Origin of the sequence: Streptomyces asoensis, assembly GCF_013085465.1 — a bacterium.
GTDB lineage: Bacteria > Actinomycetota > Actinomycetes > Streptomycetales > Streptomycetaceae > Streptomyces > Streptomyces cacaoi_A.
In genome coordinates, this window is the sequence record NZ_CP049838.1 from 5,757,489 (window position 1) to 5,778,874 (window position 21,386).

19 protein-coding genes and 1 pseudogene are annotated in these 21,386 nt (G+C 71.6%); 10 read left to right on the forward strand and 10 right to left on the reverse strand.

Going from position 1 to position 21,386, the window contains the following annotated elements; genetic code table 11:
* The first annotated feature begins 14 nt into the window (after positions 1-14).
* The 5 genes from G9272_RS25765 (at position 15) to G9272_RS25785 (ending at position 5,701) form a co-directional block, all read left to right on the forward strand.
* The gene (locus G9272_RS25765; RefSeq protein ID WP_171398750.1) at positions 15-287 is read left to right on the forward strand and encodes a glutaredoxin family protein; all 273 of its coding nucleotides are present in this window, start codon (positions 15-17) and stop codon (positions 285-287) included.
* A gap of 251 nt (positions 288-538) precedes the next feature.
* Positions 539-1,303 (forward strand): redox-sensing transcriptional repressor Rex, encoded by a 765-nt coding sequence (locus tag G9272_RS25770; RefSeq protein WP_171398751.1) that lies wholly within the window; start codon positions 539-541, stop codon positions 1,301-1,303.
* Entirely contained in the window at positions 1,300-3,036 is a 1,737-nt protein-coding gene (locus G9272_RS25775) for a glutamyl-tRNA reductase (protein WP_171398752.1), read from the forward strand. Before G9272_RS25770 ends, G9272_RS25775 begins: the two co-directional genes overlap by 4 nt.
* Positions 3,037-3,041: 5 nt before the next feature.
* On the forward strand, positions 3,042-4,001 hold the full coding sequence (gene hemC / locus G9272_RS25780) for a hydroxymethylbilane synthase (RefSeq protein ID WP_171398753.1): 960 nt from the start codon (positions 3,042-3,044) through the stop codon (positions 3,999-4,001).
* Positions 3,998-5,701 (forward strand): uroporphyrinogen-III synthase, encoded by a 1,704-nt coding sequence (locus G9272_RS25785; RefSeq protein WP_171398754.1) that lies wholly within the window; start codon positions 3,998-4,000, stop codon positions 5,699-5,701. The genes hemC and G9272_RS25785 overlap by 4 nt, the downstream gene beginning before the upstream one ends.
* 12 nt (positions 5,702-5,713) lie before the next feature.
* Here G9272_RS25785 and G9272_RS25790 read toward each other — a convergent pair whose 3' ends face one another.
* Entirely contained in the window at positions 5,714-7,108 is a 1,395-nt protein-coding gene (locus tag G9272_RS25790; protein WP_171398755.1) for an FAD-binding oxidoreductase, read from the reverse strand.
* A 154-nt stretch (positions 7,109-7,262) separates the two neighbouring features.
* On the opposite strand from G9272_RS25790, the gene hemB reads away from it, so the two are divergent.
* A complete protein-coding gene (hemB, locus tag G9272_RS25795) occupies positions 7,263-8,255 on the forward strand; it encodes a porphobilinogen synthase (RefSeq protein ID WP_171398756.1) in 993 nt (330 codons plus the stop codon).
* Positions 8,256-8,266: 11 nt separating this feature from the next.
* Here hemB and G9272_RS25800 read toward each other — a convergent pair whose 3' ends face one another.
* Complete coding sequence (locus G9272_RS25800; protein WP_171398757.1) at positions 8,267-9,019, reverse strand: DUF4232 domain-containing protein; 753 nt, start codon at positions 9,017-9,019, stop codon at positions 8,267-8,269.
* A gap of 188 nt (positions 9,020-9,207) precedes the next feature.
* Between G9272_RS25800 and G9272_RS25805 the strand changes: the two genes are divergently transcribed.
* Positions 9,208-10,527: a helix-turn-helix domain-containing protein gene (locus tag G9272_RS25805; RefSeq protein WP_437184305.1), complete on the forward strand. Its 1,320-nt coding sequence runs from the start codon at positions 9,208-9,210 to the stop codon at positions 10,525-10,527.
* Here the strand turns inward: G9272_RS25805 and G9272_RS25810 are convergent.
* Positions 10,517-10,705 carry a hypothetical protein gene (locus tag G9272_RS25810; protein ID WP_171398759.1) on the reverse strand — a complete coding sequence of 63 codons (189 nt, stop codon included), beginning with the start codon at positions 10,703-10,705 and terminating at the stop codon, positions 10,517-10,519. The genes G9272_RS25805 and G9272_RS25810 overlap by 11 nt on opposite strands.
* A gap of 432 nt (positions 10,706-11,137) precedes the next feature.
* On the opposite strand from G9272_RS25810, the gene G9272_RS25820 reads away from it, so the two are divergent.
* Entirely contained in the window at positions 11,138-12,391 is a 1,254-nt protein-coding gene (locus tag G9272_RS25820; protein ID WP_253267943.1) for a PLP-dependent aminotransferase family protein, read from the forward strand.
* A gap of 6 nt (positions 12,392-12,397) precedes the next feature.
* Here G9272_RS25820 and G9272_RS25825 read toward each other — a convergent pair whose 3' ends face one another.
* The 3 genes from G9272_RS25825 to G9272_RS25835 form a co-directional block, all read right to left on the reverse strand.
* Entirely contained in the window at positions 12,398-13,183 is a 786-nt protein-coding gene (locus G9272_RS25825) for a DUF4253 domain-containing protein (protein ID WP_171398760.1), read from the reverse strand.
* 69 nt (positions 13,184-13,252) lie between these two features.
* Positions 13,253-13,417 (reverse strand): hypothetical protein, encoded by a 165-nt coding sequence (locus G9272_RS25830; RefSeq protein ID WP_171398761.1) that lies wholly within the window; start codon positions 13,415-13,417, stop codon positions 13,253-13,255.
* A gap of 24 nt (positions 13,418-13,441) precedes the next feature.
* Complete coding sequence (locus tag G9272_RS25835) at positions 13,442-13,948, reverse strand: DUF2690 domain-containing protein (protein WP_367398557.1); 507 nt, start codon at positions 13,946-13,948, stop codon at positions 13,442-13,444.
* Between the two features lie 2 nt (positions 13,949-13,950).
* Between G9272_RS25835 and G9272_RS45455 the strand changes: the two are divergent.
* Positions 13,951-14,043, forward strand: a pseudogene (locus tag G9272_RS45455) (peptidoglycan-binding protein); the annotation flags it as partial.
* 106 nt (positions 14,044-14,149) lie between these two features.
* Here G9272_RS45455 and argS read toward each other — a convergent pair.
* Positions 14,150-15,919, reverse strand: coding sequence for an arginine--tRNA ligase (argS, locus tag G9272_RS25840; RefSeq protein ID WP_171398763.1), 1,770 nt, complete (start codon positions 15,917-15,919; stop codon positions 14,150-14,152).
* Positions 15,920-16,059: 140 nt separating this feature from the next.
* On the opposite strand from argS, the gene lysS reads away from it, so the two are divergent.
* A complete protein-coding gene (gene lysS / locus G9272_RS25845) occupies positions 16,060-17,802 on the forward strand; it encodes a lysine--tRNA ligase (protein WP_171398764.1) in 1,743 nt (580 codons plus the stop codon).
* A gap of 70 nt (positions 17,803-17,872) precedes the next feature.
* Here the strand turns inward: lysS and G9272_RS25850 are convergent, their stop codons facing one another.
* The 3 genes from G9272_RS25850 to G9272_RS25860 form a co-directional block, all read right to left on the reverse strand.
* Complete coding sequence (locus G9272_RS25850) at positions 17,873-19,189, reverse strand: DUF2637 domain-containing protein (RefSeq protein WP_171398765.1); 1,317 nt, start codon at positions 19,187-19,189, stop codon at positions 17,873-17,875.
* Positions 19,190-19,265: 76 nt separating this feature from the next.
* Entirely contained in the window at positions 19,266-20,237 is a 972-nt protein-coding gene (locus G9272_RS25855) for a DUF3558 domain-containing protein (RefSeq protein WP_171398766.1), read from the reverse strand.
* A gap of 118 nt (positions 20,238-20,355) precedes the next feature.
* The gene (locus tag G9272_RS25860; protein ID WP_171398767.1) at positions 20,356-21,186 is read right to left on the reverse strand and encodes a DUF3558 domain-containing protein; all 831 of its coding nucleotides are present in this window, start codon (positions 21,184-21,186) and stop codon (positions 20,356-20,358) included.
* Between the last annotated feature and the right edge of the window lie 200 nt (positions 21,187-21,386).

The window sequence follows — 21,386 nt, forward strand, 5'->3', positions numbered from 1 at the left end:
GCGAGAATGGCGGTATGACTCCCCTCTTTCGACGTAAGGCCGCAGCGGGCGAGCGGTCGGTCACCCTCATCCGTAAGTCCGGTTGCCATCTGTGCGACGACGCCGAGCGCGTGATCGAGAAGGTCTGCGGGGAACTCGGTGTGTCCTGGGAGCAGAAGGACATCGCCGACGACCAGGAGCTGTACGACCAGTACTGGGAGCAGATCCCGGTGGTGCTCGTCGACGGCAGGCAGCACACGTTCTGGCGGGTGGACGAGAGTCGCCTGCGCAAAGAACTGGCCGGGTGAGGAACTGACCGAGCAGTACAAGGCTGTACCGAACGTCGCTTAGGATCGATGGCGGTTTTGTCTCGGGGGCGGGATTCACGAGGAGAGTGGCGGTTTTGCCCCCTGGAATGTTGCGCGTGACCCCGGTCACGTTGGCCGGGCAAATCGGACACCATCTTTGTGCACGCGTTCACAAAGACATAGCCTGCTGTCGACGGGGCGGTCTGGGTACGTGTGACCGCCTACAGCCCCGCTCTACCCGCAGGAGCACCGTGGCAACTGGCCGAACTCACCGACCGGCGACCCGTAGCCGAGGGATTCCCGAGGCCACCGTCGCCCGGCTTCCGCTGTACCTCCGCGCGCTGACCGCACTGTCGGAGCGCTCGGTACCCACGGTCTCCTCCGAGGAGCTCGCGGCCGCGGCGGGGGTCAACTCCGCCAAGCTGCGCAAGGACTTCTCCTACCTGGGTTCCTACGGGACGCGGGGTGTCGGCTACGACGTCGAGTACCTCGTCTACCAGATCTCCCGCGAGCTCGGGCTGACCCAGGACTGGCCGGTCGTGATCGTCGGTATCGGTAACCTCGGCGCGGCCCTGGCCAACTACGGCGGCTTCGCCTCGCGCGGGTTCCGGGTCGCGGCGCTCATCGACGCCGATCCCGCGATGGCCGGGAAGCAGGTCGCCGGGATCTCCGTCCAGCACAGCGACGGCCTGGAGAAGATCATCTCCGACAACGGCGTCTCCATCGGTGTCATCACCACCCCGCCGGGCGTCGCCCAGCAGGTCTGTGACCGGCTCGTGGCCGCCGGCGTCACGTCCATCCTGAACTTCGCGCCGACCGTGCTGACCGTTCCGGACGGCGTCGACGTGCGCAAGGTCGACCTCTCCATCGAGCTCCAGATCCTCGCCTTCCACGAGCAGCGCAAGGCCGGCGAGGAGGCCGCGGCGAACGAGAGCGCCGTACCGGCCCCGGCCGGCCGCGCCGACTCCACCGACCAGGGACCCGACGGGGACGTACCCGCCGTGATGCCGGCATGAGTCTCCTCGTCGTCGGGCTGAGCCACCGCAGCGCTCCGGTCAGCGTGCTGGAGCGGGCCTCGCTGTCCACGGACGCGCAGTTCAAGCTGCTCCAGGACACGGTCGCCGCCGAACCGGCCGCCGAGGCCGCGGTCCTCGCCACCTGCAACCGGATCGAGCTGTACGCCGACGTGGACAAGTTCCACGCCGGTGTCGCCGAGCTGTCCACGCTGCTCGCCCAGCACAGCGGGGTCGGGCTCGAGGAGCTCACCCCTTACCTGTACGTGCACTACGAGGACCGCGCCGTCCACCACTTCTTCTCGGTGGCCTGCGGTCTGGACTCCATGGTCGTCGGCGAGGGCCAGATCCTCGGACAGATCAAGGACTCCCTGGCCCGGGCACAGGAGCTGCACACCGCCGGACGGCTGCTGAACGACCTGTTCCAGCAGGCCCTGCGGGTCGGCAAGCGCGCCCACTCCGAGACCGGCATCGACCGCGCCGGGCAGTCCCTGGTCACCTTCGGCCTGGAGCAGCTGGCCGCGGGCGGGGACGTTGCCGCGTGGGCGCGGGGCAAGAAGGCGCTGGTCATCGGCGCCGGTTCGATGTCCTCGCTGGCCGCCGCCACGCTCGCGCGCGCCGGGGTCGCCGAGGTCGTCGTCGCCAACCGCACCCCCGACCGGGCCGAGCGGCTCGCCCACCTGCTCGAAGAGCAGTACGGACAGCGCCTGACCGAGGGCGGCGACACGGACGTGTCGGCCCGCGCGGTACCGATGGAGTCGGTGCCGGCCGAGCTGACACGTGCCGACGTGGCCGTCTCCTGTACCGGGGCGACGGGCCTGGTCCTGACGGCGGAGGCGGTCGCCGAGGCCGTCGAGGGCCGCACCGGGGCACCCGCCGCCTTCGACGACGAGGCGACGGACGTACGGCCGCTGCCGCCCACCTCGGTCGGCACCGACGAGAACTGCCCCCTGGACCTGGCCGCCGTACAGCAGGCCCCCGTGCAGCAGTCCGGCTTCTCCGTGCTGGGGGAGGCCGCCGTCGCCGGGATGGACGCGGCGACGCTGGAGCAGCACGCCGCCTGGGTCGACAACGCGACCGTGGACCGCCGGCTCGCCGCCCGTCGCAGCCCCGAGGCCGACGCCGAGCTGATCACCGCGCTCGCCGCGACCGCCGCCACCCTCGGCCGTATCCCCGAGCGTCGCAGGCCCGAGCCGGTCGCCACACCCGTCCGGCCGGAGCCGGTGCTCTTCCTGCTCGACCTGGCGATGCCGCGGGACGTCGACGCGGCCGCGCACCGGCTGGCCGGGGTGCGGCTGGTGGACATCGAGTCGCTGGCGGAGGCCTCGGCCGACGCGCCGATGGCCGCCGACGTCGACCAGGTGCGGCGGATCGTAGCCGACGAGGTCGCCGCCTTCGGCGCCGCGCAGCGGGCCGCGCACATCACGCCGACCGTGGTCGCCCTGCGCACCATGGCCGCCGACGTCGTGGCCACGGAGATCGCCCGGCTCGACGGGCGGCTGCCCGGCCTGGACGACAAGCACCGCGCCGAGATCACCCAGACCGTGAAGCGGGTCGTCGACAAGCTGCTGCACGCGCCGACCGTACGGGTCAAGCAGCTCGCGGCCGAGCCCGGCGGCGTCGGGTACGCGGACGCGCTGCGGACCCTGTTCGACCTCGACCCGGAGGCGGTGGCCGCCGTTTCCCGGGCCGAGGAAAGCACCGAGAAGAACGCAGAGAACCGAGGGCCGGCATGAGCGGCATGAGTACGAAGGCACTGAGACTGGGGACGAGGCGAAGCAGACTCGCCATGGCCCAGTCCGGGCAGGTCGCGGACGCCGTGAGCCAGGTGACCGGACGGCCCGTGGAACTCGTCGAGATCACCACCTACGGTGATGTCTCCCGCGAGCACCTCGCGCAGATCGGCGGCACGGGCGTCTTCGTGACCGCGCTGCGCGACGCGCTGGCCAAGGGCGAGGTCGACTTCGCGGTTCACTCGCTGAAGGACCTGCCGACCACCCAGCCCGAGAACCTGGTCCTGGCCGCCGTACCGGTGCGCGAGGACCCCCGCGACGTGATCGTCGCCCGGGACGCGCTGAAGTTCACCGACCTGCCGCGCGGGGCACGCATCGGTACGGGTTCGCCGCGCCGCATGGCGCAGCTGAACGCGTACGCGCGCAGCCACGGGCTGGACATGGAGACCGTGCCGATCCGCGGGAACGTCGACACGCGGATCGGGTACGTGCACGACGGCGAGCTGGACGCGGTGGTGCTGGCGGCGGCCGGCCTCAGCCGCATCGGCCGCATCGACGAGGTCACCGACTTCCTGTCGATAGACACGGTTCTGCCCGCTCCCGGCCAGGGAGCACTGGCGATCGAGTGTGCCGCGGACAACGCGTCACTGATCGCCGCGCTCGGTGAGCTCGACGATCCGTTCACACGGATCGCCGTGACCGCCGAACGGTCCCTGCTCGCCGCCCTGGAGGCCGGCTGCTCCGCCCCTGTGGGCGCGCTGGCCGACCTTCTGGCCGACGGGCAGATTGTCAACGAAATGCGCCTGCGTGGCGTCGTCGGTACCCCCGACGGCACGCGCATGGTGCAGCTGTCCACCACCGGTCCCGTGCCCGAGACGCACGACGGGGCAATGGCGCTCGGTCGCGAACTCGCAGCCGAGATGCTTGCCCAGGGCGCGGCCGGTCTGATGGGGGAGCGAGCACTGTGAGCCCCACCGCCCTTCCAGCCGCTGGTCCTGAACACGGGCACGTCACCTTCCTGGGTGCCGGACCCGGGGATCCGGGACTACTGACTCTGCGCGCCGTGGAGGCGCTTGCGCACGCGGACGTCCTCGTCGCCGAGCATGAGGTGCTCGACGTCGTACGGACGCACGCGAGGCCGGGCGTCGCCGTCGTGAACGCGGAAGCGGGTCCATCGGACCCTCTTCCGGGCACGGGCGCGCCCCTCCCGACGATCGTTGACGGCACGTCAACAACCGCTGAGGTACCCGCTGTGCGCGATGCCGCACATCTTGTCATGGAGGCCGCGCGGGGCGGCAGGCGGGTCGTCCGTGCGGTGACCGGGGACCCGGGACTTGATACGTACGCGGCGGCGGAAATGCTCGCCTGCGCGGCGGCCGGTGTTCCCTTCGAGGTCGTACCCGGTGTCGCGGCCGTCGTCGGCGTGCCCGCGTACGCCGGTGTGCCGCTGCGGGACGCGCAGGGCGCCGACGTCCGGTTCGTCGACGCGCGCACGGCTTCGGACCGCTGCTGGACCGAGGTCGGGGCGTCCGACGGCACGGTCGTCGTGTCGACGACCCTCGACTCCGTCGCCTCGGCCGCCGGCGAGCTGGTGTCGGCGGGGCGCAAGCCCGATACGCCGATGACGGTCACGGTGGCGGGTACGACGACGCGGCAGCGGACCTGGACGGCGACCCTGGGCACGATCGCGCAGACGCTGAAGCAGGCGAAGGTGCTGCCCTCGCCCGAGGGCGGCCGGCCGGTCATAGTCGTGGTCGGTGAGCGTTCCGCCCCCGCCCAGCGCGACCAGTTGTCGTGGTTCGAGTCCAAGCCGCTGTTCGGCTGGAAGGTGCTCGTGCCGCGTACGAAGGAGCAGGCGGTGTCGCTCTCCGACCAGCTGCGGTCGTACGGGGCCGTGCCGCACGAGGTGCCGACGATCGCCGTCGAGCCGCCGCGCACCCCCCAGCAGATGGAGCGCGCGGTCAAGGGCCTGGTGACGGGCCGCTACGAGTGGATCGCCTTCACCTCGGTGAATGCCGTCAAGGCGGTGCGCGAGAAGTTCGAGGAGTACGGGCTCGACGCGCGTGCCTTCGCCGGCATCAAGGTCGCGGCGGTGGGCGAGCAGACGGCGAAGGCGCTGGTCGCCTTCGGTGTGAAGCCGGATCTTGTACCGAGCGGTGAGCAGTCGGCTGCCGGGCTCCTCGAGGACTGGCCGCCCTACGACCCGGTCTTCGACCCGATCGACCGGGTGTTCCTGCCGCGCGCGGACATCGCCACCGAGACCCTGGTCGCCGGGCTCATCGAGCTGGGCTGGGAGGTCGACGACGTCACCGCCTACCGGACCGTACGGGCCTCGCCGCCGCCGGCGGAGACCCGGGAGGCGATCAAGGGCGGCGGCTTCGACGCCGTGCTCTTCACGTCGTCGTCCACCGTGCGGAACCTGGTGGGCATCGCCGGCAAGCCGCACAACGTGACGATCATCGCCTGCATCGGTCCCGCCACGGCCAAGACGGCCGAGGAGCACGGGCTGCGGGTCGACGTCATGGCGCCCGAGCCGTCCGCCCTCAAGCTGGCCGAGGCACTGGCCGACTTCGGCCTGCGTCGGCGGGCGGCGGCCCAGGAGGCCGGTGACCCGGTCAGCCGGCCGAGCGAGCGGCGTCCGGGTGCGCGGAGGCGACGGGCTACGTAACGGCCGAGGGCGTCAGGGGACCGGCGCGACCGTGTGCCCGTGGCGCAGCAGGTTCTGCGGGTCGTACGTCGACTTCGTGCGGCGCAGACGGTCGTGGACCTCGGGCGTCCAGGCGCGGGCGCGGTCGGCTTGGCCGCCCGGGGTGCCGTGCAGGTTGACCATCGTGCGGCCTGTGCCGTAGGGGGCCATCGCGGTGTACAGGGCGGCCGTGGCCGCCTCCACCGCGGCGGCGGCCTCCGGGCCGGCCAGGACGCCGACCGACTCCAACAGGTACGCGGCGTCGCGGGCGCATACCGCGTCCTCGACGGCGGCCGGTTCGGCCAGTGCGCCGCCCATGTGGCGCAGCTCGACCAGGAGGAGCGGGTAGTCCTCGCCCGCGTCCGGGCCGGTCTGCGCCAGCAGGGTGTCCACGGCCTCGGGGGTCAGGTCGCGCAGCAGCGCGCAGCACTCGCGGGCCGGGATGGGGTCCTGCGGGTCCTGGTAGATCTCGTCGACCTTGCGGTAGTCCAGGTCGGCCACCGTGTCGAACTCGACCGGCGCGGCCGCGCGCAGCGGCGCCAGCAGGGGGTCCGCCGCGGCCGGGTCGCCGGTCCAGGCGACCGCGACGCGGGCGAAGAAGCGGCCGCGCATCGGTTCGGGGATGATCGGCAGCGGGGGCAGCCGCAGCAGGGTGAAGCCGGTGCACATCTCGTCCGGCACGGTGGGCGCCCAGTCCGCGTAGGCGCGCAGCAGGGGCTCGGCGTGCTCGCCTGCGCAGTAGATGCCACCGCCGACGACGCGGCTCAGCGGCACCAACCCGGTGACCAGGGACGTCACCACGCCCACGTTCCCCTTGCCGCCGCGCAGTGCCCAGAACAGGTCGGGCTCGTGGTCGGCGTCCGTCTCGTGCAGGGTGCCGTCCGGGGTGACGACCTGGAGGGAACGAACCAGGTCGGAGGCGAACCCGTAGGCCCGGCCGAGCAGCGGCAGCCCGCCGCCCAGGGTGTAGCCGACCACCCCGGCGTCGGTCGCGGAGCCGTTCAGCGCGGCGAGCCCGTGCGGGACCGAGGCCTCCAGCAGCAGCCGCCACTTCACGCCGGCGCCGACGGTCGCGGTCCGCGCCTCGACGTCGATCGACACGTCGGTCATCCGGGCGGTGTTGATCAGCAGGCCGCCGTCCATGGGGAAGTTCGCGCCGTGTCCGGTGGCCTGGACGGCGACGGGCGTGCCGGTGGCGGCCGCCCAGCGCATCGCCGTCACGACGTCGTCGGCGCCGGTCGCGCCCACGACGACGTCCGGGGCGTGCCGGGCCGCCAGGTTGAAGGTGGCGACCTCGGCGTCGTAGCCCTCGTCCCCGGGACGCAGCACCGGGCCGCGCAGGTCGGAGAGGGCGAAGAGGTCTGGGGTGGGGTGGTGCGTGGCGGTCATCGCGGCCTCCTTGAGCGCAGGAGTGGCCGTCGTGGTCCTTCTTCCCAGGATGGACCCGGGGCGTTCACGGTGCATACGGGCGGGGCCGGCGGCCTCCCTCGGGCCGACGGGGCGTCGGCAAAGGTGCCCCCGGGCCGGGCGTAGCGTAGGGCGTATGACGAAGTACGGATCCTTTCCCGGTGCGCGTCCCCGGCGGCTGCGCACCACTCCCGTCGTGCGGCGCATGGTCGCGGAGACCCGGCTGCACCCGGCCGATTTCATCCTGCCCGCGTTCGTGCGGGAGGGCGTGAGCGAGCCGGTGCCGATCCAGGCCATGCCCGGCGTCGTGCAGCACACGCGCGACAGCCTGAAGAAGGCCGCGCTGGAGGCCGTACAGGCCGGGATCTCCGGGATCATGCTCTTCGGGGTGCCGGAGGAGTCCAAGAAGGACGCGCTCGGCACGCCCGGGACCGACCCGGACGGGATCCTCCAGGTCGCCATCCGGGACGTGCGGGCCGAGGTCGGGGACGACCTGCTCGTCATGTCCGACCTGTGCCTGGACGAGACGACCGATCACGGGCACTGCGGGGTGCTGGACGATCAGGGGCGCGTCGACAACGACGCCACCCTGGAGCGGTACGCCGAGATGGCACAGGTCCAGGCCGACGCGGGCGCCCATGTCGTCGGGCCCAGCGGGATGATGGACGGGCAGATCGGGGTCATCCGCGATGCCCTCGACCAGATCGGCCGCGAGGACGTCTCGATCCTCGCGTACACCGTCAAGTACTCCTCCGCCTTCTTCGGGCCCTTCCGGGAGGCCGTGGGCTCGTCCCTGAAGGGCGACCGGAAGACGTACCAGCAGGATCCGGCGAACCTCCGTGAGTCGCTGCGCGAGCTGGCGCTGGATCTGGAGGAGGGCGCCGACATGGTCATGGTGAAGCCGGCCGGCCCCTACCTCGACATCCTGGCCCGGGTCGCCGACGCCGTGGACGTGCCGGTCGCCGCCTACCAGATCTCCGGCGAGTACTCGATGGTCGAGGCCGCCGCCGAGAAGGGCTGGATCGACCGCGACCAGGCGATCCTCGAGACGCTGACCGGCATCAAGCGGGCCGGAGCGCGGAACATCCTCACCTACTGGGCCACCGAAGCGGCCCAGAAGCTGCGGTAGTTCGCCTGCTTTCACCAGGACAGGGCGTCGTCCATGTCCTGCTGCCAGTACGTCACCGCCAGGGAGCTGTCGTAGTAGACGCCCTTGGCGGGCAGGGCCGGCGTCGCGGAGGCGCCGCCGTCGCTGTTCGGGGTGTAGCCCTGGAAGGCGATCGTCAGCTTCTCGGCCGTCTGACCGCCGTCGCCGCTGCCGTCGGCGGCGGACAGCAGGACGCCCGCGTAGCCGGACTCGCCGGGCGCGAGGGTCGTCACCGCCTGCGGCTGCGTCTCCTTGGCGGCCTGCGGCACCCACTGCATCTCGTCGAAGCGCACGACCGGGTAGTAGGTCAGGTCGCAGGTCTTGCTGCCGGTGTTGGTCACCGTGAGCAGCATGTGGTTGAGCGGGCGGGCGACCGGCTGCGCGGTGACCTTGGTGTTCGAGCCGTTGCACAGGACGCGGGTGTCGGAGGCGGTGTCGTCGGCGGCCTTGTCGCCCGTACTGCCGCCCGTGTTGCCCCCGGTGTCGGCGCCTGTGTTGCCGCCCGTCTTGCCGGATGAGCCGGTCGAGCCCGTCGTGTCCTTCGTCGGGGCCGTGCCGGTGCCGGTGCCGGTGCCGGTGCCGGTGCCCTTGTCCGTGGCGGGCGTGGGCTGGGCCGCCGTGGCCGTCGACGACGCCGGGTGCGACGCGCCCTCGTCCTGTACGCCCGTCCCGTCCTCGCACGCCGTGAGCGCGAGGGCGGTCAGGGCGGTGAGGGCGAGCAGGTGGCTGGTGCGGCGGATACGCATCGTGAAGTCCTCTTCCGGAATGCCGTGTTGAAGCGGCGTGCTTGGATGGCCAAAGCTTGTGCGGGGATCCGTCCCAGCCGCCACGGGCGGCGGACGATAAGGGACGCTGGAATGCCTGCAATGGGTTTGACCTGGGGAAACGGACCATCCCTGGAACGCGGGGATGGGACATGGGGACTGGAGGAACGGTGTCTGCGACCGAGTTCGCCGAGCTGCTGCGAGCGTTGAAGGAGCGGTCCGGGCTGAGCTACGGGATGCTCGCGAAACGGCTCCACATGAGTACGTCGACGCTGCACCGCTACTGCAACGGGGACGCCGTCCCCACGGACTACGCGCCCGTGGAGCGGCTGGCGCGGCTGTGCAGGGCGTCGCCTCAGGAGCTCGTCGAGCTGCACCGGCGGTGGGTGCTGGCGGATGCGGTGCGGGGGAGGAAGGGGGACGCGGCGGAGGCCGTCGCCGCGGACGGCACCGCGGACGGCGCCGCGGATGTCTTCGCCGGCGAGGCCGTTGCGGAGGCGGCGGTCGTGGCCGCCGGGGCTGAGGAAACGCTTGTCGCGGCGGAACGCGTGGGGGACGAGCGGACCCGCCGTACCCGCCGCTTCCTGGTCCTTGCCGGGGTCGGTGTCGTGGCTGCCCTCGGCTCGGTCACCCTGGCGCTCGCCCTGACCCTGCCGTCCGGCGGGCCCGGCGGGTCCGGCGACGGGGACAGTGTCGGTGCGGCGGGTACGCCGTCCGTGCAGGGGCGGGGAACGGGGAGCACGTCCTCGCCGTCCGCGTCCGCGTCGCCGTCCGTATCCGCGTCGCCGTCGGCCTCGACCTCGGGATCCGCCTCTCCGTCGGAGTCCGCCACCGCCGGCTCCTCGACGGCGCCGGGCGCGGGGGCCGACGCCCCCGTCCCGCTGACGGTCACCACCCGCCCGTACGCCTGGGAGAGCCCCTGTGGTCAGCGCTATCTGATCGAGCAGGGGCCGGGGCAGGTCGCGCCGCCGCCCGTCGAGCAGGACGCGCCCGCGTGGGTGGCCCGGCACGGAGCCGTGTCGGCGGGGGAGCAGTATCTGGAGCTCACCGTGCAGGGGACCGGCGAGGAGACCGTCGTCGTGGACAGCCTGACGGTCCGGACCGTCGCCAAGGCCGCGCCGCTCGCCTGGAACGACTACGCCATGGGCTACCCGGGCGTCGGCTGCGGTGGCGGTGTGCCGACGCGCGCCTTCTCCGTCGCCCTCGACGCGGCGCGGCCGGCGCTGGTGCCCGAGGCGGGGCACAAGAACTTCCCGTTCAAGGTGAGCGAGTCCGACCCGGAGGTCTACTACGTCACCGCCGACGCCTCCGCGTACGACGTGCGCTGGTACCTGGAGCTGTCCTGGTCCAGCGGTTCACGGCACGGCAAGCTGACGATCGACGACAAGGGCAGGCCGTTCCGCACGAGCGGCGAGAACGGGCGGCCCGACTACGAGTTCCCGCTCGGCGGCTCCGCGTGGGAGCGGGCGGGAGCCTCTCCTACGCCGTAGGTGCCGGATCCTGTCGGGGTGCTGCCGGACCCCGTCGGGTGCTGGAGCCCGACGGGCCCTCGTCGCGCAGGCCCTCGCCGTCGTGGCACGCGGTGAGGGCGAGCGCCGCAGCGGCGGTCAGCGCGGCGGCGAGCAGACGGACGCGGCGGCGGGTGGGGGGAGTGGGGCGTATGGGCATGGGGCAAGCCTGAGCCGTACGGCCTCCGACCTTCCACATCCGCCGCGCAAGTCGGGACGCCGGTCCGGTCCCATAGCCTCTGAACTGCGCAGACAGTGCCCCTCCGGGACGGCGTGTGGGACGCCCCGACTGCCCAGGGAGAGCCCCTTTGTTCACCTTCGCCTTCCGGTCGAGGGCGGAGGTGGAGCGGTTGTGCACCGGTGGAACCCGGGACCGGCGCCCGCCCCGCCCGGCATCGCGCCGGACGCCTTCGCCGCCCTCGACGACATCGAGAAGATCCGCTAGCGCGGTATCGACGACGTGACGGACGACGACATCAACGTGTACGGGGCGACGGGGACGAAGGTGTGAACGCATGCCGCTGTACGCATGTTGCCGTCCACATGGCAGAAACCCGTGTGTAGGCGGCATGTATCTCCCTAGGGTGCGGGCATGACTGTCGCAGCCGAGTCGCCCAGTGCGCCCGCCTCCGTCCCCGCCGCCGCTCCAGGCCCCGTGCCCGTTCCTGCCTCCGTGCCTTCGCTCGCCGCCCGGGTCCGGTCGATCGGCGGCTCGCCCGTGCGGGACATCCTCGCCGTCACCGCCCGCCCCGAGGTGATCAACTTCGCGGGCGGGCTGCCCGCGCCGGAGCTGTTCGACCGCGAGGGCGTGGCCGCCGCGTTCCGGTTCGCGCTGGAGGAGGTTCCGGCCCAGGCCCTCCAGTACGCCACGACCGAGGGCGAGCCGAGCCTGCGTGAGCGGCTGGCGGCACGGACGACGGCCCGTGGACTGCCCACGACCGCCGACGACCTCCTCGTCACCACGGGTTCCCAGCAAGCCCTGTCCCTGCTGGCGACCGCACTCCTCGACCCCGGCGACACGGTGCTCGTCGAGGCGCCCTGCTACCTGGCCGCCCTCCAGGTCTTCGGTCTGGCGGGAGCCAGGATCGTGGCGGTGCCCGGCGACGCGGACGGCCCGGACCCCGAGGCGCTCGCCGACCTCGTGGTCCGTGAACGGCCGAAGCTCCTCTACACCGTCCCCACCTTCCAGAACCCCACCGGCCGCACCGTCCCCGCCGAGCGCCGTGCCGCGGTCGCCGCCGTCGCCGCCCGGCACGGTCTGTGGATCGTCGAGGACGACCCCTACGGCGAACTCCGCTACGACGGCGAGCGCGTCCCCTGGATCGCCGCCCACCCCGACGCCCGCGACCGTACGGTCCTCCTCGGCTCCTTCTCCAAGGTCATGGCACCCGGCATCCGGCTGGGCTGGCTGCGCGCGCCGGACGAGCTGCGCCGGGCCTGCGTCGTCGCCAAGCAGGCCGCCGATCTGCACACCCCCACCGTCAACCAGCTCGCCGCGGCACGGTACTTGACCGCCTTCGACCTGGACGCGCACGTGGCCCGGGTCGCCGCCGTGTACCGGGAGCGCCGGGACGCCATGCTCGCGGGCCTCGCGGACGCCCTCCCGGCAGGGTCGGTGTGGACCCGTCCGGAGGGCGGCATGTTCCTCTGGGTCCGCCTCCCCGAGTCGTACGACACCACGGCCCTCCTGCCGCAGGTCGTCGCCCAGGACGTGGCGTACGTCCCCGGCGCCCCCTTCTACGCCGGTGAGCCCGACCGCTCGACCCTGCGCCTGTGCTTCGTGACGCAGACCCCGGAGGAGATCGGGGAGGGGCTGCGCAGGCTGGGGCGGGGGCTCACGGGGTAGCGCGGATCAGTCCCACCAGAAGGTCCAGGTGGGCTCGCCGACGAGCTGCTGGGCGTAGGCCTCCAGGGTGCCCGGGCCCTGGAGGACGTTGTCCGGGCAGAACGCGAAGTGCTCGGCGGCGATCGGCTCCGCCTCCGCGAGGGTGCCGGGCGGGGCCGCGACGGATACGGCCAGGACGTCGAAACCGAGGCCGACGACCCGTATGCCGAAGCGGTCCTCCCAGGAGCGCAGGACGGCGCACAGTCGCGCGACGTCGTGCTCGTGGTTGGCCGGGCCCGACCAGCCGACGGCCGCCGGGACGTCCGCGCTGCGGCGGGCGGGGACCAGGGCGACATGCGGCGACCCGAACCAGGAAGGCCCCTGCTCCGCAAGGGTGTCGGCGATCTGCGCGGCGCGTGCGTCCGGATCCGCCGTCAGGGTGCCGGGCGCGGCGAGGCCGGGCCACTCCTCGCCGTCCGCCGCGCACTCCTCCCAGTACTCCGCGAGGATCTCCTCCGCGTCGTGGTCCCCGGGGTACGACACCGCGGCGGGCATCAACTCCCATTCCGACGGGCCGCCTTGGGAGCCGCCGAGGTCGACCAGGACGGGAACCAGCCCGGCCCGTCCCGCCGTCCCGCCCAGGGCCGTCCAGTTGCCGGAGGAGGCGGACTGCTCCGCGTGCCACAGCAACGGCTCGTGCCACACGCCTTCGTCCGTCGTGTCGATCAGCCGGCCCGGCGGGAGCTGGAGGCCGAGGGAGCGGCCGCTGGGATCGGAGGCCAGTTTGGGGAGCGGATTGGGAAGAGTCGCCATGCCGGTGACTGTAAGGGCAGGCACTGACACCGGCCCGGTCGGTGTGTCCCGTCCGGTCCGCGACGGCCGTCAGGCGGAGTGTCTCGCGCGCCGACGGCGCCAGACGTGCGTCAGCCAGATGCCCAGACCGACGAGCGGGAGGACGACGGCGGCCGGGATGACCACACCCGCGCCTCCCACCAGCAGGAAGGTGATCAGGGCGTCGCCGATCGACGGGCCGTCCGCGCCGCCCAACTGCCGCTCCTCGCCATGGTGTTCTCACGTCGTCGAGGGGTGGGACGTGCGGGTGCGAGGAGTTGGTTCCGGGGCCCGGCCCACCCGGGCCTCGAAGCACTCCTTCCTGCCGTCCGCCGTCGGCAGGAAACAGGTCCGGACGAGCGTCCCGGGGCGGGTCGCCGTCATGGCGGTGTGCACATAGGTGTCCGCCTCGGCGCGGTCCTTGACCTCGGCTCGGTACGGGCGGACGCCGCCCACGGCTTCGGACTCGATCCGGTCGCCGATCCGCGCACCCCACATCCGGGTCCGACTCGTCCCGCACTCTCTGCTGTACCGCAGTTGCACCGACGCCCCGGTGGCGGTGGCGGTGACGTGCTCGGCGACGGTCTCCGGCGCGGTGGCGCACCGCATGTCCATCGGGCTCCCGGCCTCGCAGGCGGTTCCCCGGCAGCGCGGGCCGGTGACGGACGGGGACGGGGACACCGCCGGGTGCGGTGCGCCGTGCTGGCCCGGGAGGAGTAAGAGGGTCAACGCGATGGCCCCGGACACCGCGGCGACTCAAGGACGACTACGGCTACACCGGCAAGATCGACGGCATCGCCGGGTCGGGGACCGGCGCGGCGTTCAAGCGGTTCGCCGCCTGACGTACCCGGCCATGACCGCGGCCCGCCCTCCCCGGAAGCCGGAAACCGGATGCCGGAAGGAGGACGGGCCGCGGTACGTCGATCGCCTCTGCGCGGGGCTGTTCCCTCAGAGCTTGTCGGGGGTCCGGATGCCCAGCAGGGCCATGCCCAGGTGGAGGGTGCGGGCCGTGAGGTCCACCAGGAACAGGCGGTTCTCGACGACCTCCGGCGAGTTGTCGGGGGACAGCACATGGCACTGGTCGTAGAACGTCGTCAGGTGCGAGGCCAGCTGGTACAGGTACGCGGCCAGCTTGTGCGGCTCGTACGCCGCCGCGACCTCGTGCACCGTCTCGCCGAACCGGTCCAGGTGCAGGCCCAACGCCCGCTCCGCCGGGGCCAGTTCCAGCTCCGGGTGAGCGGCCGGGCGGGCCTCGCCGGCCTTGCGCAGGATCGACTGGATACGGGCGTACGCGTACTGGAGGTAGACGGAGGTGTCGCCGTTCAGCGAGACCATCTGGTCCAGGTCGAACTTGTAGTCCCGCACGGCGGACGTCGACAGGTCGGCGTACTTCACCGCGCCGACACCTACGTACCGGCCGTTCTCCACGATCTCCGGCTCGGACAGGCCCACCTTCACGGCCTTCTCCCGGACCACCGTCGTGGCCCGCTCGACCGCCTCGTCGAGGAGGTCGACCAGCTTGACCGTCTCGCCCTCACGGGTCTTGAACGGCTTGCCGTCCTTGCCGAGGACCGTGCCGAACGCCAACTGGTGCGCCTTGACGTCCTCGTTCAGCCAGCCCGCCCTGCGCGCCGTCTCGAAGACCATCTTGAAGTGCAGCGACTGACGGGCGTCCACCACGTACAGCAGCGTGCTCGCCTTGATGTTGAAGACACGGTCACGGATCGCCGACAGGTCGGTCGCCGCGTAGCCGTAGCCGCCGTCCGACTTCTGGACGATCAGCGGGACCGGGTTGCCGTCCGGGCCCTTGACGTCCTCGAAGAAGACGCAGAGGGCGCCCTCGGAGCGGACCGCGACCCCGGACTCCTCCAGGAGACGGCAGGTCTCCGCCAGCATGTCGTTGTAACCCGACTCGCCGACGATGTCCTCGTCCCGGATCTCCATGTCCAGCTTCTCGAAGACCGAGAAGAAGTAGATCTTCGACTCGTCGACGAACTTCTGCCAGGTCGCGAGCGTGTGCGGGTCGCCCGCCTGGAGGTCCACCACCCGGCGCCGGGCCCGGGTCTTGAACTCCTCGTCCGCGTCGAACAGCCTGCGCGCGGCCTTGTAGAGGCGGTCGAGGTTCGACATCGCCTCCTCGCCGCTCACCTGGGACTCCTTGTGGTCCAGCTCGTGCGGGTGCTCGTCCAGATACTGGATGAGCATGCCGAACTGGGTGCCCCAGTCGCCGATGTGGTGCCGGCGGACCACGCTCTCGCCGGTGAACTCCAGGATCTGCACCGTCGCGTCGCCGATGACCGCCGACCGCAGATGACCGACGTGCATCTCCTTCGCCACGTTCGGCTGGGCGTAGTCGATGACCGTCGTGCCGGGGTGGCCGGAGTGCGGCACGCCCAGGCGGTCCGCGTCCGCGTACCGGGCGGCGAGGTTCCGGGTGATCGCGCCGTCGGTGATCGTCACGTTCAGGAAGCCGGGGCCCGAGACCTCGACCTCTTCGATCAGGTCACCCGTGACCACGTGCGCCACGACCTGCGTCGCCAGCTCCCGCGGGTTCGCCTTCGCCTTCTTGGCCAGCGCCAGGATGCCGTTGGCCTGGAAGTCGGCCCGGTCGCTTCGTCGCAGCAGCGGGTCCGCGCCGGCGGCCTCCGGCAGGGTGGCCGAGAGAGCGGACGTGAGGTGCTGTTCGACGGAGTGGCTGAGGGACGTGACCGGGGCCATAGGAGTGGGTGCCGTTCTCCTCGTGGGGATGGATAGACGCAGTCAGTATCCCATGGGGGGTAAAGCCGTTTTCCCGGGCGCGGGGCCGTCTGGGACAATGGAACGCACTTCAAACCCGGAAGCCTTCAGAACAAGAGGACGTGCCGATCGTGGCTCTGAGCACCGAGACCACCGACTGGGTCTCCCGTTTCGCGGATGAGGTCATCGAGGAGTCGGAGCGTCGGGCCCCCGGGAAACCGGTCGTTGTCGCGTCCGGGCTCTCTCCCTCCGGACCCATCCACCTGGGCAACCTCCGCGAGGTCATGACCCCGCACCTGGTCGCCGACGAGCTCCGCCGCCGCGGACACCAGGTCCGCCACCTGATCTCCTGGGACGACTACGACCGCTACCGCAAGGTGCCGCAGGGCATCGCCGGGATCGACGACTCCTGGGCCGAGCACATCGGCAAGCCGCTGACCTCCGTCCCGGCGCCGCAGGGCTCGACACACCCGAACTGGGCCGAGCACTTCAAGGCCGCGATGGTCGAGTCGCTGGCCGAGCTCGGCGTGGAGTTCGACGGGATCAGCCAGACGGCGCAGTACACCTCCGGTGTCTATCGCGAGCAGATCCTGCACGCGATCAAGCACCGCGGTGACATCGACGCGATCCTCGACCAGTACCGCACCAAGAAGGCCCCCGCGAAGAAGCAGCAGCAGAAGCCGCTCGACGAGGCCGAGCTCGAGGCGGCGGAGGGGTCGGGCGCGGCGAACGAGGACGACGGCTCGTCCGGCTCGGCGGGCTACTTCCCGTACAAGCCGTACTGCGGCAACTGCGAGAAGGACCTCACCACGGTCACCTCGTACGTCGACGACACCACCGAGCTGTCCTACACCTGCACCGCCTGCGGATTCGCCGAGACCGTCCGGCTGAACGAGTTCAACCGCGGCAAGCTGGTCTGGAAGGTCGACTGGCCGATGCGCTGGGCGTACGAGGGCGTCGTGTTCGAGCCGAGCGGCGTCGACCACTCGTCCCCCGGGTCCAGCTTCCAGGTCGGCGGCCAGATCGTCGGCATCTTCGGCGGCAAGCAGCCCATCGGGCCCATGTACGCCTTCGTCGGCATCAGCGGCATGGCGAAGATGTCGTCCTCGAAGGGCGGTGTCCCCACCGCCGCCGACGCGCTGAAGATCATGGAGCCGCAGCTGCTGCGCTGGCTCTACGCCCGCCGCCGCCCCAACCAGTCCTTCAAGATCGCCTTCGACCAGGAGATCCAGCGGCTCTACGACGAGTGGGACAAGCTGGACGCCAAGGTGGCCGACGGCTCGGCGCTCCCGGCCGACATCGCCGCGCACGCCCGTGCGGTGGGCACGGCCGCCGGTGAGCTGCCGCGCACCGTCCGGCCGCTGCCGTACCGCACGCTGGCCTCGGTCGCCGACATCACCGCCGGACACCAGGACCAGGCTCTGCGGATCCTCTCCGACCTCGACCCGGAGAACCCGCTCGGCTCCCTCGACGAGGCGCGGCCCCGGTACGACAAGGCCGAGGCCTGGATCAACACCCATGTCCCCGCCGACCAGCGCACCATCGTCCGCGCCGAAGTCGACGCCGAGCTGCTGAAGTCCCTCGACGAGGCCTCCCGGCAGTCCCTGCGGCTTCTGCTCGACGGACTCGCTGACCACTGGTCGCTGGACGGGCTCACGCACCTCGTCTACGGCGTGCCCAAGGTCCAGGCCGGGTTCTCCGCCGACGCCACGCCCAAGGAACTCCCGCCGGAGATCAAGACCGCCCAGCGGACGTTCTTCGCCCTGCTCTACCACCTGCTGGTGGGGCGTGACACCGGGCCGCGGCTGCCCACGCTGCTGCTGGCCGTGGGCCAGGAGCGGGTGCGGGCCCTGCTCGGGGAGTAAGCGGCACTTCCACGACGGAGGGGGCGCCCGGTGTCAGCACCGGGCGCCCCCTCCGTCGTACACCTGCGCATCAGGCGATGTGGTCCTCCTCCAGTTCCGCCGCGTGGCGGTTCTGGAAGCGCATGACCATGCGCTTGGCCTCGGAGTCCGGGATGGGGGTGCCGTACGTCGCCTCCACGTCGTAGCTGAACTGGCTCGGCGTCGGGTAGCCGCTGCCGCTCATCGACGACTGCTTGAAGATCTGGTAGTACGACTCCTCGTCCGGCTCGGGGATCGGCGTACCGCCGCCCTCACCGAGCTCGCGGCTGCGGCCCGGCCCCACCGGGATGGGGAACGAACCGGTCTCCTCCGGAGAGGGCTCCTGCGCCGGAGGCTCCTCCTGGTACTGGTCCTGGTACTGCTCGGCCTGCTGCTGCTCCTCGTACCACTGGGCGTACTGCTCCGAGGGGTCGTACGTGGGGTCGTAGCCCCCCTGGTACGCGACCTCGTGCGGCGCCTGGAACCACGGGCTCTGCTCCTCCTCCGTGGGCGCGGGGGCGGGCGCATGGCCGACCTGCTGTGCCCACGGTGTCTGCTGGGCCTGCCGGGGCACGGGAGCCGCCTCGACGGCACGGACGCCCGCGTCGACCGGGGCGGCCGCCGTCAGCTCCTGCTGGGGCGCGGCCGCCGGTATCGGCGCCGGAGGGAGCACGGCCGGCTCTATGCCCGCCGCCGCCAGACCCGCCGGGGCGGTCTCCGCCAGCGGGACGCCGTAACGGGCCAGCCGCAGCGGCATCAGCGACTCCACCGGGGCCTTGCGGCGCCAGGCACGGCCGAAGCGGGAACGCAGCCTCGCCTGATAGACGAGACGTTCCTGCTCCAGCTTGATCACCTGTTCGTAGGAGCGCAGCTCCCACAGCTTCATACGGCGCCAGAGCAGGAAGGTGGGCAGCGGCGAGAGCAGCCAGCGCGTGAGGCGCACGCCCTCCATGTGCTTGTCCGCCGTGATGTCCGCGATCCGGCCGATCGCGTGCCGGGCCGCCTCGACGGAGACCACGAACAGGATCGGGATCACCGCGTGCATACCCGTGCCCAGCGGGTCCGGCCAGGCGGCCGCGCCGTTGAAGGCGATCGTCGCCGCCGTCAGCAGCCACGCCGTCTGCCGGAGCAGCGGGAAGGGGATGCGGATCCAGGTCAGCAGCAGATCCAGGGCCAGCAGGACGCAGATACCCGCGTCGATACCGATCGGGAACACATACGAGAAGTTGCCGAAGCCCTTCTCGAGGGCCAGTTCCCGGACGGCCGCGTACGAACCGGCGAAGCCGATTCCGGCGATGATCACGGCGCCGGTCACGACCACGCCGATGAGAACGCGGTGCGTCCGGGTCAGCTGTATTGGCGCGGACACCCGTACTCCCCTCCCCTTGCGTGTTCTTGCGCGCAACAGGGTGGCACATGTGTGCGGCGCACGTGTTGCCGGTCCGTCAGCTCTTCGCGGAAGCGGACGCCTTCGGGGCCGCCGCGGCCGCCTTGGACGCCGTCGCCTTCGGGGTCGCCGACGACGACTTGGAGGGCGTCGCCTTCGGGTCGGAGGAGGCCGACTCGGACGGGGACGGACTGGTGGCCGAGGTGTCCGAACCGCCGCTGCCGCCCTCGCCGTTGGCCGACTGCACCGCGGCCACCGTCTCCTTGGCCGCCTTCTCCGCCGACTTCGTCAGGGTCTCCGCGCTGGGCGCCTTGTCGCCCGCCAGACCGGCACCGTTGTAGTCGAGTGTGAGCACCACGTTCTCGACGCGGACCACGACCGTCTGCTGCTTGAAGGCGCCCTCCGACTTCTTCAGGTCGTAGCGCACCGACGTCGCCTCGTCACCCGTCGAAGCCACCGGCGCCGACTTGACGTTCTTCGCGCCCGACACCGCCTGGGCGTCCTTGACCTGCTTCGCGTAGTACGTCTTCGCCTGCGACTCGCCGTCACCGGTGGTCGCGTCCGACTCGAAGCGCAGCAGGGAAACGTTCAGCCAGCGGAACTGCGAGCCCTTCACACCGTTGTTGGCCAGGCTGGACCAGGAGCAACTGGCCCGGGCCGCGGTGTCGCTGGACGTCCCCTCCTTGCCCTTGGCCGCCCCCTTCGGCACCAGCTCCGTCAGCGTCTTCTTCGACACCACCGCGCACGCCTCGGGCAGCGTCTTGTACGCCGCCGCCTGCACGGTCGGCGCTGCGCTCGCCGCGGAGTCGGTGCCGGAACCGGCGCCGGTGGAGGCGCCGGTGTCCTTCGCGTCGTTGCCCGAGCCGGAGTCCGAGGAGCAGCCCGCGGCCAACAGCATCACCGGGACGGCGACCGCCGCGGCCAGGAGGCGGTTCAGCCCGCCGGCCCGGTTCACTCGCTCGGCACGCTGCTCGCGCTGGTCAAACTGGCCGTCTCGCTGGGCTCGTCGCTGCATGGTTCCTTCACTCATGACGCTCGTGGTTCCTGCGGTCGGATCGGGTCCGAGGGGCCACCGTAGTCGGTGAAGAAGCTGTGCGGTTCCGCTTCGAGGGCTTTGCGGGTGGGGCGCGAACCGGGCCGAAGTGCCCTCAGCCGGCCAGTGAGTCGGCGAGCTGCGCGGCCAGTTTCCGGGCCTTGTCCTGCATTTCCTCGCTGTCCGGCACCGTGCCGACGGTCGCCGGCTGCTCCTCGTACTGGATGGTCACCATGACGTTGGACGTGCGGAACGCCACAGTCACCGTGCGCTGCTTGGCCGTCGAACCGGAGCTGCTGAGCGCGTCGTCGATGAACGCCTCGTCGCCCAGGTCCTCCAGGAGGCGGGGCTGGAGGTCGGCGGGGGGAACGGTGGAGGAAGCCGAGGGCGAGGCCGACGCGGAGGCGCCGGCGGAGGGCGAGGTCGTCGTCGAGGGGGAGGCACTCGGGCTCGTGGAAGGGGAGCCGGTCGCGGCGCCGGTGGCGGAGACGGTGGGTGCCGGGAGGTCGGCCGCGGTCACCTTCTGCGCGAAGAGGGCCTCGGCCTGGTTGTCGTCGCTCACCGCGTTGTCGTACGAGACGACCCGCTCGAAGTCGACGAGGAGATGGTCGGTGGCGTCCGTCGACTCCACCTTCCAACGGCAGCCCACCTTGCGGTCCGTGTCGAACGTCTGGGTCGCCTCACCCGCGTAGGCCGTGTCGCGCTGCGCCTCGTCGGCGAGCTGCTTGATGCCGGGCAGGAGCGAGTCGAGGGTGGACCGGCTCACCACCCCGCAGGCCTCGGGGAGCGTGTCGTACTTGCCGGGCTGCGCGACGGCGCTGGCCGTCCCTGCCTCGCCCGGGTTGGAGTTGTCCGTCGAGCCGCCTTCGTCCGAACCGCCGGTGCAGCCGGCCAGCAGCGCCGCGAGGAGCGCGACGACGCCGGGTACGTATGCCTTCCGCTGCACGGTCGGCTCCTCTCGACAGGTGAGGTGATGTGGGTGGCCCGGTGTCCCCGCTGGTTAATCGCTTGCCGGACGGGGGCGGCCCCTGGAGACAATGTGTATCGCACGTGGAGCTGTGGATGCCGGTCCGCTGTCCTTTTCGTTGACCTTGGCACCAGTTTTGCGATCTAAGGCTTTTGTATTAATCCGGGGGAATGAGGACG